Raw genomic sequence first — 14,524 nt, forward strand, 5'->3', positions numbered from 1 at the left:
ACACCCCCGTCGGGTACTGTGCCTGATGGGGGTGTTGTGTTTTGCAATGTTGATTACTGAATGGCAGTGGGGCCACTCACCCACTCAAACTGACCTTTGCCAATTACTTTATATACCATTGTATGGGTGGGCGCCGTTACAGAATTGCCGGTATAGATGGCCACTTTGAGGGTGTAGGTTACCTCAACCCCTTCTATCGGCTCGGCATCGGGGTTCATCTTGGTCAATGCATGCGCCATAACTGTTCGCAGGCGCTCGGTCATCATGGTGGTGACTTCGGCATCGCTCTTTCCTTCATAGCCGGCTGCATATTGAGTTCGTGCAGCCGAGGGGCGCATGTCGATGTTGTTGTAGTAGGCCGATGTGCCGGCGTAAAGTTCGTTATTGCCATAACTGCTCACATATCCTTGTCCTTTAGCGCTGATGCCCAGCTGTGCCTGGTCGATGTTTTCCCACACCCAGTCAGTCGCAGCCTGGTAATAAGCTGTTGAAATGGGATCGTTTTTCACCGGCACAAGGCTGAGTACCACGCTGGGATTGTACACCCATACGCCATTGGCACGAACAAACTGATCGGTGACGGTAATTGTTTCATTATTCTTGCTCCATTTACCCGAGGTAAAGGTATAGGCATCGGCCAGATAGGTGACTGTCTTGGTGCTTGATGAATAGTATTTGTATCCAATCATCATCTTGTTGCCTTCCTGTGCATAGGGATATTTTGAGGAAAGGAACTGTGGTAAATAGTTGGCCGGAGCCATAGAACTGCTAAAGTTTTTGTTGGTGATGCCCATAGCCAGATAGTCATCCACACTCAAGGCATAGGCGTTGGTCATGGGCGCCCATTTGGAGCCCGAATACTGGTAGTAGGCGCCCTGCTCCGACACACCGGTCGCCGTGACGCCAAGTGAGAGCACCTTCACGTGATCAATTTCCCAAGTGGCTGCGTTGGCCAAATTCGACTGGTAGTGAAAGCCAATATAAATTTTTTGTCCCTGCCAGGCCGATAAGTCCAGATTTTCAGTTTCCACAAATACATAGTCCCTGCCGGTGGGCTTGGTGGTGGGGGTGAGGGTTGTCCAAGTGGCTGAAGCGGGGTTGTTGCCGTCAAAGTCGGTGCTGATATTGATGGTAATTTGATCCCACTGACCGTTCACGTACTTGGCTGTTTGGCGCACTTTTAAGGCCGGGCTTGTCATGGCCGACAGGTCGATGGCGGGTGAAATGAGCCAGTCGTTGTTCACCTGCTGGTAACCCGACATCTTCATGAAATTGTCGGGGTTGTAATAGCTGGCGCCCCATGCTTTGTCTCCTTCTAGTGAGAACGTATTGAAGGTGATGTTTTCTTCATTGTCAAAGGTTTCTTCCCACATCGTGGCATAGCCCGATTCGGGGGCATTGATTGTGTTATTGTAGTACACCAGGCAGATGTCGTTTTTAGCGGCATTGGGGTACACATTTTTTAGGATGACAGGCAGGTGTGTGCCCGGTGCTTCTGCCGGGAAGAACGATTTGGCCAGTCCCACGGTGGCATTGACGTTTTTATAGTCATCAGCGGTGAGAGTGCGCACTGTTTTTTCATAGTTGGCCACATCGGCTGCACGGCCTTGATTATAGTTATAGGTCACCTTCACGGTCGATCCGTCATCGGCCGTGCGATAGGTGTTCTTCAGAATGACAGGCAGGTAAGTTGAAGCCGGCAGGGTTGCTGAAAATAACTTGGTGGTTTTTAGATTGCTCAATTCAGTGGTTACACCAGCTGCTTCGGCCAGCGCTTTGTTGGTCGAAGCAGCTGCAACAACGGCATAGTCGGCGTCAGCCAGGGTGTAATCAATGGTTTTGATATCTGAGGGTTGCGCCAGATTATTAAAGCCCTCGAAGTTTTCTTCGTTATAGTCGCATGAGGTGGCCAATACAGCCAGTGCCATCATCGACGGAAGGATATATTTCTTAATCATACTCATCTGTATTAATTATTGATTCATTGGTGAACCCCCGGGGTTGTTACGCCCCAAGGGTTGATATAAAGAGGGGTTAAAAATCAGAACGATACTTTTAAGCGAACCGAGTAGGTGCGTCCAAAGCCATAAAACACGCGATAGGCCGAATCCCAGTTGTGCGTGCCGCCATCGTAAGCTTCGGCAATGTATTCCTGATTGAGCAAATTTTCCACGTTGCCTGAGAAAGTGGCGCGGGTACTACCCAGATCAAACGAGTAACTGGCATTCATATCCACGGTGCTGAAAGAAGGGATTTTCCATGGTGTGACATAGGTTTTTTCGGCGTTGCCAACCAGGTCGCTGCTGCTCACACTCCAGTCGGCATAGTTGCGGGCGGCAAAGTTATAGTCGATGCCCATGCGTAGATCCTTGGTGAATTTGATTTTGGCACCGGCGGCAGCGGTGGTTTGCGCCGAACCGCCCACTTCCACGCCCTTCATGTTAAGCTTGATGGAGGCATGGTCGGCGGCCTGTATGCCCGAGGCTATGGTTCCCTTGGTGTCGGCCAGCGGTTGCCCGCCATTGTTATAAAAGTACCCGGTGGCATTGTTGTTCCAGGTCCAGTCGCCATATGAGAACATGGCGGTTAGCTCAAGCCATTTGAGTGGTTGTGAAGCCAATTCCACCTCAATGCCCTGATGCAGGGCGTTTACCCCGGTCATGTTCACTGAAGCACGATCAATTACGATGCCGTTTTCGCTGATGTCGAATGACTTGGTCATGCTTTTGTCGCGCCATTCGGTGCGGTAAGCGTTCAGCTTTATATCCATCCATGAGGTACGGAAGCCATATCCGGCTTCTACCGAAAAGATTTTTTCATTGACGGCATCCGGGTTGGTAGCATTGCTCACCGTTGACGATAAAAAGGCACCACCCGAGAAAAAAGGCGCACGGCTGATATAACCCACGTTGGCAAACACGTTGTGATGGTCGGTCAGGTTGTAATTGGCACCCCCTTTGGCGGTGTAGCCAATGAAGCTCAAGGTCTCTGACTTTGCGTTGTCCTTGTCGTAATAAAAGCGGTCGTAACGCCAGTAGCTGGTGTTTGAGAGTGATCCGGCAGCAAAGGCACTTATCTTGCCCCGATTGTATTCCACTTGCCCAAACCCGCCTTCCTGCATTACATAGCCGTCATAGTCGCGGTACACCACATCGCCCACTTGCAGTTTTTTATAATTAAATTCATCGGTGCCGGCCTGTGCATGATTGGCCGATGAAACGCTGGCACGATAACGGTCAATATAGTAGTCGGCTCCATACAAGTCAATGAGCTCATTGGTGTGTTGTCCTTTATTGTAGCGCATGTCGATTCCTGCAGTGATGTCGAAATAATCGGCCACGGTTGTGTTATAGGTCGAGAGCAAACCATACCAGTTGTGTGCGTTAATCGATTTGGACATGGCCATCAGGGAACCGGTTTGGCTGGCGGCGTTCAGGTGATAAATCTGGTCGTAGGCAAAGGTGCCATCGGAATTGCGGAAGGTGGTGTTTAAGACGCCATTGGAGCTGCCGTACCAGTATCCCGAGTAGGTGCTGGTGGCTCCTTGTCCGCTGTAGCCGCTACCGCGTCCAATAGAGGTGTAAAGAGCCGTGCTCAGACTGCTTTTGTCGTTGATTTGCCACTGGTGATTAATGGAGATTTGGGGCTTATGGTACTGGTTGTACGACGAGGTTTTGCGCTCGCCATGGAGTCCGAAGCCATAGGTGGGGTTGTATTTATAAGGATTGTCGCCCTTCATGTAGTTCTTCACCTGTTGCCACCCTTCGATGGTGAGCCCGTCGTAGCTGCTGCGTTGGTAATGTTCCTGAGGCGAGCCAAAGGCGGTGAGTGAGATTTGGTGACGATCGTTGATGATCTTGGCGATACTCGCGAAGTAGTTGTAGCTCAGGAATTCGGTGCCTTGCACGTAGCCTTCGCCCCATGTTTTAGCGCCCAGCAGGGTTAATGCCCAACCATTCTCGTTGAGTCCGGTGGAGACATTGAAAAGCATCTTGTTGTAACCATCGCTACCCACGCCATAGGAAATGGCACCGCCTTTTTTGGCTTCGGTGGTAGTGGTCACGATGTTGATGGAGCCACCCACTGACGGGGCTGAGACTTTAGATGCGCCAACACCACGCTGGGTTTGGGTGGTGCGAATCACGTCCGACAGGCCGGCCCAGTTGCTCCAGTACAATCCGCCCCACTCCATGTCATTCATCGGGACACCATTGATGAGCACGGCCACGTTGGCCGACTGGAACCCGCGCATATTGATTTTGGAATCGCCATACCCCCCGGGGCCTTTCGTCGCCCACACGCCGGGAGTGGACTTAAAGATCTCGGGGAATTCCTGGGTACCCAGCTTCTCTTCAATCAACTTGGGTGTAAGGGTGCTCATGGCAATGGGGGTTTTGCGGGTGACTCCCACCGAGGCTGTTACCGATACTTCGCCCAGTCCGATGGCGTCGGGCGCGATGCGGATGGTGCCCAGATTGTCGGCATCGTTCTCGCTGACTTTGTGGGTCTTGTCTTTGTAGCCAATGTATTTGAGCAGTAGGGTCGTGGTTTTGGCATCGGTGTCGAGGTTGAACGAACCGTCAAACCCGGTAATGACGCCATTGGTGGTTCCGTCAATCATCACGGCTGCACCAATGAGGGGCTCATTGGTGTCGGCATCCACAATCTTGCCCTTGAGGTTGCGTTGTGCCAGCCCTGGTAAGGATATGGCCAGCAGGGTTAGCAATACAAATTGTTTCATCATTGATTATTGGTTTTTATTTGTTGTTGTTATTTTATTTTTGGATGTGTTGGGTTTGTGGGTTTCGTAGAGGCAGGGCATGCCCTGCCTCTACGGTGCCCGCACCACGGGGTCATTTCAATTTTAACCGTGTGGCATCCTTTTTCCGTGCCGCATCTACCCACGTGGCCGGTTCGATGTGCCAATTGTGGTTGGTCATCGTCCCCAGGGTGTCTTGTTGTTCTATGTAATGCATGAGCAAATCGCGGTAGTCCTCTTTTGATGTGCTCACCACCCGTTTGGCCAGTTCATCACTGCTGAGCCCAACGCCCTGTGTGAGATGCCCGCCCCCGCCATTGGCCCGGTATGAACTCATGGCCACCTTGTAGGTTGTAAGGGGGTCAAAAGGGCGTCCGTCGGTCATCTGCGTGATGGTGACCCGATCGCCGGCCGGTCGGGTCACATCCACCGTGTAACAGATTCCCTCGGCCGAAGACAGGTTGTAGGCATTGGCCGACAATCGGTTTTCGGCCGTGATGTTGAGCAGAGCATCGCCTGGACTCTTCATCTGGTTGAACCAGTTGGTGGCGGCATATTCCAGAAAACGATCCACTTCGTTACCCGTGAGCGACAAGGTGTAGAGCGTGTTGCTGTATTTATAAATCTTGAACAGGTCGTTGAGGCAGATGACACCGGTATCGGCTTTCACGTTCAAGGCCATGGGTTCGGCCATGGAGATGTCGGCGCCCGAATGGTGCAGTTGTACCCGATGGATGAGGTCGAGAAAGTCGCAATCGCCAAACAGGGCATCATTGATGTTGAGTGGAGTGGCCAAATGTCCGATACGTCGGCTTAGGTAGGTCTTTACTTCATGGATGTGAGGGGCGAAGGCCTGATTGAATGTCGGGTCGTCGGGCAGGTTTTTCAGGCTCACCAGTTTACTTGTGGCTTGATTGCCGGTGGTGGATATCGTCAGGTTGACCACACCCAAATAACGGGAGTGGCTTCCCGGGTTGACAATGGTCACCTGCTGTTTAAAGTCGTTGGTAATGGAATAATTGACCGGCTTGTGGTCGTGTCCGCATATCACCACATCAAACCCTTCGACCTTGCGGGCAATGAGCAGAGAGGCATTATGGTTGAAACGGTCCGTTTCTTTTTGTCCGCCATAGGTGGCATCTATACCTGAGTGAAAGAGTCCCACAATGGCATCGGGGCGATGTTTGTCCTTTACTTCTTGCACGAGTCGGGTCGCCGTTTCAATCATGTCTTCGAAACGCAGTCCCGACCATAGTGAGTAAGGGAGCCACTCCGGCACACCGGGGGTGGTGATGCCGATGATGGCAATGCGCTTGCCCTGGCGTTCAATGAGGGTGTAAGGTTGGAAGAAAGGGGAGTTGGTAACTGTGTCTATCACATTGCCGGCCAGCCATGGGAATTGAAATTCGGTGCGCAGGCGGTCGTAAACCGCATGGCCGCATTCAATATCGTGATTGCCCACTGTGGCGGCGTCGTATTGAAGTTGGTTCATCACCTGGGCGCAGATGTGCAGGGTGTCGGTTTTTACCTGGTTGTAGTAGTCCATCACGGGCTGACCCTGCAAAATATCGCCATTGTCGAGCAGGATAAAGGCGGTGTCGGCATTGGCGCGCATGTGGCGGGCATAGGTGCTCACCCGGCTCAATGACCCTTCGTCGGGGCGGTTGTTGATAAAGTCCCAGGGGAGGATGGTGCCGTGCACATCGCTGGTAACGGCAATCTGAATGGTAACGGGATGGGGGGCTACCTTAGGTTTGCGGGCTACAAGGGGAGCACAGGTAGTGAGCAGGAGATAAAACAGGATGATGTGTTTCATGGGAGTTACGGATGAATGGGAGTGTGAACGAATCGTGTATAGGTAATTAGTGTCAAGTGATTAATGAATCAAAGAGACACAAAGGCATAGCGTCGATCATTCCGGTATATCAGATGTGTTAGCCTGAGTTTTGTCCTCTTTGCTGGTTATGCTTCGTGTGACGTGCTGTTATTTGATGATTTTCACTGCCTTTTCGCCGTTGATGACCACCAGGGCAATGCCATTGGGGATATTTATGGCATCGATGGATAGTTCCGTTTCGCCATGGTAAGTGGCGTTCCAAAGCAGTTGGCCGGTGATGGTGCGTATCTCAACACGGAAAATTGGTGTGTTGGTCGTGATGTTGAGCATACCTGCTGTGAGTGACACGCCGTATGAAGCAGCCTGCTTGTTGGTGAGGCCTGCCGGAATGCCCCCAATGGCGGTGGCAAACTCGGGATGATCGATGAAGGGGTTTCGGTTTTTCTGGTATTTGTACACCACCTCGTTACGGTTGCGTTCAAAATCGTCCACCGCATCCTGGGCATGGCATTTGAGCAAGGTGGACTTCACACCCATGAAGGGTTGTTTATCCCCATCGCCAAAGATGCTTTCGGTGAGTTCCAGATCCGGTTCGCCATTTTTGCCTTCATACCGCACGGCCATGTATAGGATCATGCGTGCCACATCACCCTTCACGGCATCGCGGGGTTCGAAAGTGTAACGTGCGGAATTTTTGTAGCACCCGGTGGCCACATTGTTGTATTTCACCACCGATCCACCCTCGTCGAAATAGAGATTAGAGCGTGTGCTGTTGATGTTGTCGTTTTCGGGACGCAGATGATGGCAGTCGGTGCCGGCACCTTGTGATGTGCCAAAATCGCCGCGTGATTTGGCCCACACATGTTCGCGCGTCCAGCCTTTGGCGCTGTTGTATTCCTGTGCGGCATTCACGCTCAAGGCTGAATAGAGCAATATGACGTTTTCGGCATTGTCCGGATCACGATCACTCTCCTTCAGGATGTCCCAGGTATCGGTACTCGATGACGTATAGGGATAGGTCGTGTGTCCTTTAATAATGTTGTAAAGGGCAGCCTTGAGTTCGTCACCTGTTTTGCCATCGGCATTCAGGTAGTAGTTTTGTGGTATTTGTGCCCAGGTCAGCAAGGGAAGGCTCCAAAGAAGCAGGTACAGATGTTTCATACGTTTGTGATTAAGCCCCCTAATTCCCCAATGGGGGACATGGGGTGGTTTTGTTTTTTTATTTGGCAGCACTATGAAGCTTTTTTAGTGCTGCATGTCTTTACAAATGTTATGGTCAGGTAAATGCGTGGCGTTTTGCATGATTTGTCTCATGTCGCAGGCCGGATTGTTTCTGGTTTGTGATTACAGGCTCATGATTACACTGCCTGGATGTGGCGATAAAGCTGGTTCGGTAGGGATGCCGAATGCCAGGGCGTACATGCCCTGGGTGATGGCGATAACAAACTTAGTGTGTCGCCGTTATGCCGGTGGTAAGCCCACATTAAGGAATTGTCAACATAGCAAAACAGACCTAAAGGGGGTTGCGGTTGTGTATGTGGTTGGATGTGAGGTGTCATGTGTTGCGTTCCCGGGCGAGATCATGCCTATGTATTTGTTAAAACATTGGTCTTGTTCGTTCGAATGGGTGGGTGCTTAACGGTCTGTTTACATTTGCTGTCCTTGGGAGGCATGATGTCTGATCTGCAAAACCGTGTGGTGTGAAAAAAATAAATCCCATGCGGCAGGCAAGCCTGACCGACATGGGATTCGCAGCATGAAAAACTATAATTACTAGAGCACGAAACGCAAAGTGTTCAGATGGGTTTTAACGATGTAAATCCCATGAGGCAACTCGATGGTCACTCGCTGGCCATCGGCTGGCACTGTGCGCACCAGATGACCCTGCATGTTATAAATTGACAAGGTTCCTGTAATGCCCTCGGCCACTATGGCACCATTGACCACCTCGATGTTGGCGGTATTGTTTTGTGTGTCACACCCATTAAGGTGGTGTTGAGGTCGCCCGGTGTGCGCGGCGATAGTTGCAAAGTGGCGTTGTATTGAATGGCCAGACCCGTCACATGAGCTTTTTCCGGGATGGTGTGGCTCTCGAACCCGGCACCGGCCATGGTGCGTACCACAAACGACCGGTCGCCGTAGGTCACATCTAAATTCTGTGCCTTGGCAGTAAAGGTGGTCGTGCCGTCGGCTGTGGTGAAGTTGACGTTTTGAATGTGTACCAAACGCGACTCATAAGAGGCGAAGTTGTTGACAAACTCGTCGGCTGTGATTTCCAATGGTGATACCGCGTTCGCATTGGAATGAATGGTGAGGCCGGGTTGGTTTATCTCCAGTTCCAGCAATCCGCCATACAGTTTCAGTGTTCCTGTCATGCCCGATACCAGATCGCCCAAGGCGGCGCCGGCGGGTGCAATGTCGCTGTTTTTGTCGTAGATGAGGATGCCTGCATGGTTGTCCTGCACGTACATGTTTTTTCCCGATGCGTAGGTCACAAGTGCCTGCCCCTCGAGGAGGTAGCGGGTGTATTGGTCTTCGGTGCCGGTCCATTCGTTGCGCAAGGCTGATACGCTGGCCATGTTTTTCACCTCATAGGCGTTGCCGGTGAGCGTTACGGTCACGTCTTGTGTCAGGCCGCCGCCCGACAGAGTCAGTGTGGCCGTGTGGGCGCCCTTGGCTGCAGGGGCGAAAGTGACAGGTAGGTCAAAGCCTTCGTTCGATTGTGCCGTACTTTGGGCGATGGTGGTGTTGGGGATGCTAAAGGTCGATGAGGTCAGGTTGGCAGTCAGATCGCCGGTGAGGTTGGCGGCTTTGAGGTTGAGGTTGGTAGTTTTGCTTTCTCCTGCCAAAAGTGTTCCGAATGACAATAGATTAGATACTGACAGATTAGGATTGGTAGTTGTTGCTAATGTGGAAATCTTGATGTTGTCAATAAATGCCCTTTTAGCTGTTGTTTCGATCATGATTTGACAAGCACTTGTTCCTCCCGTATTGAAGATGACTTCTTTGGATTCAAATGATACTGAAGACATCGTTGATGAATAAGTCAAACTTTCTGCAGTGGTAGTGCCGACGATACTAACTTTAATATCTCCTTCTACTTTTGTCCATCCTTTTACATCAAATTCAACCTTGAAGGCTCCATTGTTTGTGCTTAAGTCAAGTTCTTTAGTTGTGATTGAACCTGTTTTTGAGCTAGCGCCTAATTTGATGGCTTTGTCAGCTTCGTATGCATTCGTCACAGATGTAAAGTTGTCATTACCTGTCCATGCGGTATTGGAGCCACTTGTGCTTGTGCTGTTTCCTTGGGTTACTTCATTAAAATTCTCCTCAAACACCGTGGTTTGTGCCTGAGTGGCGGCGGTGGATGCCATCAGGGCTAAGGCCAGCAGCCATCCCTTGGTTGTCGTAGTAAAGTTTCTCATTTTCATTTCAGTTTTAATGGTGATTGTGTGGTGTTGATTGATACAAATGAACTGAAATGTCAATTGTTCGACATGAAGTGTGCGTGAAGGTTAGGTTTCGCTTTTATCACGGGAGTGTTAAGCCAGTCTTTTGGGGAACCCCCAAGGCATTGTCTGCCTTGGGGGGATGACATTGCGGGGCGTTATTTCTGTCGATGGTATTGATAAACGATTCTTCCCGCTTTGTCAATGAGTGTGATGGTGGTGCGAGCCGTTTGGATGGAGCAAACCAGGAATCCCGATTCGGAACTGCCGGAGAGTATCTGGTCGGAGGGGATGACTTTGCGCGAGAGCGAAGCCGAGGTGTTCACCACATAGTCGATGCCCGAGTCGGGGCGGCGGATGTGCTGGAAGTTGTGAATGTGGCCGCAGATGTAAAAGTCGGCGTGATGTTTCTCAAGGATGGGTTGGAGTCGTGCCTGCAGGTCGGTTTGTTCGTTTTGGTCTTTGTTGGTGGATGCGTACACGGGGTGGTGGCCCAGTACAATTTTCCATTGGGCATGCGAGTTGTGCAGTTGGGTATCGATCCAATCCAGTTGTTTTTGCATGTTCTCTTTGGCCGCATCGGGATATTCGGGTGATTGGCGGTATTTGTCGATGAGGGGCACGGTGTTGATGAACAGTAGCAATGCCTGAGTGGTGTCGTTGATGATAAGCGTTTTGGCATAGTAGGTTGCCGGCATCTGCCAGCGGCGGCTCACCTTGCTGTAGTCGAGCACGGCTTGTGTATTGCCTTCGTACTCATGGTTGCCCAGCGTAGGATGCCAGGGGAGCATCAGCTCGGGATGGCTGTACACCTGTTCATAGTTGGTCATCCATAGGGGATCGTTCACCGACTGCACTCCCATGAAGTGATGCACGTCGCCCGGGGCGGCTACAAAGTCAGCACCGGTCAAGGCCACCACTTCGCCCATGGTCTCGGCGATGGGTTTCTGGTCGTAGTAGCCATTGCGACCCAGGTCATTGGCAATGATAAAGTTGGTGTACCCCTTGAGCGAGGAAAGGGCTTGGGCATCTACCGGGGTAATTACAACGGGTTGTCCCATGGCCGGCAATCCCATGGTGAGCAGTGCTGCCAATAACAGTCGTTGGGTCAGGTGCAACAAGAAGGATGGGGTGGGTGTAAACATATATGGTGTTGTGATGATGAGTGAAGTGGTTATTGGGTGTGCTGTGTTTCTTTCTTAAACCTTCAAGGTCTACAAGACCTTGAAGGTTTGGATGTTTATCGGGTAATAGAGACCATTCGGTGCCGGTTACTTCAACAACGGCAGGATCTTGCTCACGGGAACCATTTTGAAGTTCTGGCTTTCGGCCTTCGTGCCGTTGGTGTTGAATCCATCCTGAGCCACAAACATACCTTGTTTGTATTTGCCGCCGCACGAGCGGGTGGTGATGTCCAGTCCGTCGGTCTCTTCAATGCCGTCGATGCAGCCCGGTTTCACCACAAAGCTTCCCACGTAACGTGGCTGCCCTGTGACGTTGAACACAGCATACGAAAAGTTGCCCTGTATCGAGGCCACCAAATAGGTGTGTGCAGCGTGGTTGAATAAGGCCAGGCCTTCAATGTCGTAGCGGATGGCTGGGGTCTCGCTTGTGCTTTGAGGCAGCAGGGTTAGTTGGGGTTGGGGATCGTTCAGGTTCACCACATAAATGCCTTCGTCTTCCACGCCCAGGTAAAGGAGGCCGGTACGATCGTCGGCGGCCATGCCTTCGGGTTGTGAGTTGGCTGCGAACTGTTTGGTGAGGCTCCATGTGATGTCATTGTCGTTTGAAGTTATCTCCCATTGTTCCACTACGCCGTTTTTGCCGTTCACAATGGCATAGAAACGGTTGGTTTGACGGTTGTGATAGGTGCACAAGCCGTACACTTCATCTACCCCCGAGGGGATGTTGGCCACCGTATCGGTCATGATGCCCGTGCGCGGGTCGATGAGGTAGAGTGAAATGGCATTGAGGGTGCGGTTGCTGGCAGCCACCAGTGCCATCTCCCGTCCTTGGTGCCGGAAACCGTTGCGTACATCCACATTGTTGATTCGTCCCGTGGGCATGAATTGTTTAATGCGCCCTTTCATGTCGTACACGTACAGCCCCGCTTTTTTGTTGGTTCCCAAAATGAGGCTCTTGCCCGGACGTCGCGGATGAACCCAAATGGCGGGGTCGTCGGCCGCATCGTCATCGAGGTTGGTTTTCACGGGGCGAGTTTCGCCTGTGGCTGTCACCTGAAAGGTAATTTGCGATTGCAGGTGCAGGGCTTCGGCCATCTTGAGGGAATCCTCGCGGGCTTCGGCATCTGACTGTGCTTGTAACAACATGCCGGGTGTCAGCGTGAGGGCGAGGGTCAGCAGAATGATTTTCCGCAAGGGAGTGGAGGTGCTTCGAGTGTGCATAAATGGGAAGATGATGATGTTAATAAAATGATAGTCGTTGCGCCGTCTTGATTACATGAATGATTGGGTTGTTATTCAACGCAGAGATGCGAAGACGCTGAGCTTATAGGTGATACGTCGCGTTTAAATGAGAAATCAGATAACTCAAAAGAGTTTAGTAGAAGTTGCAGAGGCGCAAAGTGTTCTTTCTGCGTCTTAGCGCCTCTGCGTTGATGGTTTCAGAGTCTTACTTCTGCCCGAAGGCTCCAAAGTGGGTGGCGGGAGCTGATGATTGGTAGGTCACGCCGTTGAGGGTAAGTCCGTTGGTGCCAAAATGACGGGTGAAGTTGGTGGTGGCTCCGGTAAGGGCGGGTGAGCTGGCTTTGAGGTGGAAGTCCCAGTCGGTGCTGAAGTCTGTTGCTGTTTGAGAGTTCGAGAGTGGGTAGTTCACCAGCATGGGGTCGTTCTCCCCGGCCTTGGTACCTGCCACATCGTGAGCGCCGCGAACCACATCGGGCACCCCGGGTTGAAAGTTATCGACACACTCCTGGGTATAACCGTAGTAATAGTTGTAGTCGTACACTGAGCGCTCGTCGGCTTCGTCAAACTTGACAGCAAAGCGGCGGTTGACGTGCAGGTTGTTATACGCCAGTGCGTTTACGCCCGCTTCGAGCCAAATGCCGCCGCCTTTCACTTTGGGACGACGCCAGCCGCAGTTCACAATGGTGTTGTTGTACAACACCGGGGCACACTGCGGGGTGCGATCGCCCGAGTTCGACAGTTTAAAGGCGTTGGTGTTGGGGCTGTACATCAGGTTGTAGCTGATATCGGCAATGGAACCCGACTTGAGGTTCACGGCATCGCCGCCTGTTTCGCCGTTGGTGTAAAAGGTGTTGTGCTCAATGATGTAGTTGCCGCCTTCCAGGTAGAGTCCGTCTTCGCCCAGATTGTTGAAGGTGCAATGGCGAATCACCAGCTTGCCGTTGGTCTCGTTGCGGAAGTTCACGGCGGGAAGCCCTTCTCCGGCTTCGGCCTTAAAGAGTCCGGCAATGACCGATGGAGAGGTCTCGGTGGTGACGTAGCCGGTGTAGGCCATGTGGGTGTACTCCATCAGCAGCTCCTGGCACGAAGCGGCGCAGATGATGCCGCCCCACAGGCGCGGAAAGCTGCCCTCGCGACGCAGTTCCTCGGGAACGGTAATGGTGACGGGGTTGGCCTGGGTGCCTTTGCAATAGAGATTGCCGTACACCAGGATTTCTTGCCCCAGCGTGGTGTCGTTCATCAACACGGTGACGCCTTCTTCGATGGTGAGCGATTTGCCCGCCGGAATCACCAGATGGCCGTTGACGGTGATGGTGCTTCCTTTTTCCCACACCCCCGACACTTCGCCGCCGCTCAGGGTTGCGTCATTGGGTTGGTCGCTGTCGTTCTTTTCACAGGCCGTTAAGGCCAGCAGGGCCATCATGAAGGCCGGAATCAGTTTGATCATTTTCATTTGTTTAAGAATTAGTCCCCTCATCCCCCAAACGGTGGACTTGGGAATGGTTCATATTTATGTTGGTTGAGTAATGCGAAATGATGGTACTCTTGCACTCTTGTACTTTTGCACTTCATCAATGTGTTTGTCGTTGATCTTTTTGATTGAACGTTTCGCTCTTAGATGAACTGAAATCTATAACTGATATCGTATGCCAATCAGGTAGATTCGGTGCATCGACTCGTCGCGCAACAGGGTTTGGCTGTCGGAGGCGGCGTGGTGGGGCAGTCCGCCATTGTCGGGGTTGCCTTTTTTGATGAACACGCAGGTGAGGGTGTAGCGACCGGCCTTGAGACCGTTGAGGCGGTACGACCCGTCGAGCCCGCTGATGGTGCCCGTTTGCAGTTCATGCACGTAAAAGGTGCAGCCCGTGAGCAGTTCCCCTGTTTGTCCGTCTTTCACGGTGCCTTTGATTTCGGCACCCTGTGCGGCCGAGACAATCATGAGTGTCAATAATGCGATAATGGTTCGAAACATGTGTGTGGTTTTGCAACGCCACAAAAGTACCGGCACACCCGCCGCTGCCCAATAGTCGCATGGGTGGTTGCCCGATGGTAC

The 14,524-nt window shown here is 51.9% G+C and carries 10 protein-coding genes; all 10 read right to left on the bottom strand.

Annotated features, from left to right (window positions below; translation table 11 throughout):
• Positions 1-53: 53 nt before the first annotated feature.
• The 10 genes from LX69_RS07195 to LX69_RS07240 all read right to left on the bottom strand — a co-directional run bounded on the left by LX69_RS07195 (position 54) and on the right by LX69_RS07240 (position 14,443).
• A complete protein-coding gene (locus tag LX69_RS07195) occupies positions 54-1,958 on the bottom strand; it encodes a choice-of-anchor J domain-containing protein (protein ID WP_111445142.1) in 1,905 nt (634 codons plus the stop codon).
• An 83-nt stretch (positions 1,959-2,041) separates the two neighbouring features.
• Positions 2,042-4,744, bottom strand: coding sequence for a TonB-dependent receptor (locus tag LX69_RS07200; RefSeq protein WP_221621298.1), 2,703 nt, complete (start codon positions 4,742-4,744; stop codon positions 2,042-2,044).
• A gap of 109 nt (positions 4,745-4,853) precedes the next feature.
• The gene (locus LX69_RS07205) at positions 4,854-6,575 is read right to left on the bottom strand and encodes a bifunctional metallophosphatase/5'-nucleotidase (RefSeq protein ID WP_111445143.1); all 1,722 of its coding nucleotides are present in this window, start codon (positions 6,573-6,575) and stop codon (positions 4,854-4,856) included.
• Between the two features lie 168 nt (positions 6,576-6,743).
• On the bottom strand, positions 6,744-7,757 hold the full coding sequence (locus LX69_RS07210) for an endonuclease (RefSeq protein WP_111445144.1): 1,014 nt from the start codon (positions 7,755-7,757) through the stop codon (positions 6,744-6,746).
• 612 nt (positions 7,758-8,369) lie between these two features.
• The gene (locus LX69_RS07215; protein ID WP_170124280.1) at positions 8,370-8,525 is read right to left on the bottom strand and encodes a T9SS type A sorting domain-containing protein; all 156 of its coding nucleotides are present in this window, start codon (positions 8,523-8,525) and stop codon (positions 8,370-8,372) included.
• The gene (locus tag LX69_RS07220; RefSeq protein WP_146260665.1) at positions 8,525-10,021 is read right to left on the bottom strand and encodes a DUF5689 domain-containing protein; all 1,497 of its coding nucleotides are present in this window, start codon (positions 10,019-10,021) and stop codon (positions 8,525-8,527) included. The genes LX69_RS07215 and LX69_RS07220 overlap by 1 nt, the downstream gene beginning before the upstream one ends.
• Positions 10,022-10,203: 182 nt before the next feature.
• Positions 10,204-11,190 carry a metallophosphoesterase gene (locus LX69_RS07225; RefSeq protein WP_221621299.1) on the bottom strand — a complete coding sequence of 329 codons (987 nt, stop codon included), beginning with the start codon at positions 11,188-11,190 and terminating at the stop codon, positions 10,204-10,206.
• 126 nt (positions 11,191-11,316) lie between these two features.
• Complete coding sequence (locus tag LX69_RS07230; RefSeq protein WP_111445147.1) at positions 11,317-12,450, bottom strand: phytase; 1,134 nt, start codon at positions 12,448-12,450, stop codon at positions 11,317-11,319.
• Positions 12,451-12,676: 226 nt separating this feature from the next.
• Positions 12,677-13,918 (bottom strand): right-handed parallel beta-helix repeat-containing protein, encoded by a 1,242-nt coding sequence (locus LX69_RS07235; RefSeq protein ID WP_221621300.1) that lies wholly within the window; start codon positions 13,916-13,918, stop codon positions 12,677-12,679.
• Between the two features lie 183 nt (positions 13,919-14,101).
• A complete protein-coding gene (locus LX69_RS07240; RefSeq protein ID WP_111445149.1) occupies positions 14,102-14,443 on the bottom strand; it encodes a carboxypeptidase-like regulatory domain-containing protein in 342 nt (113 codons plus the stop codon).
• Positions 14,444-14,524 lie beyond the last annotated feature (81 nt).

The organism is Breznakibacter xylanolyticus (assembly GCF_003254275.1).
Taxonomy (GTDB): domain Bacteria; phylum Bacteroidota; class Bacteroidia; order Bacteroidales; family Marinilabiliaceae; genus Breznakibacter; species Breznakibacter xylanolyticus.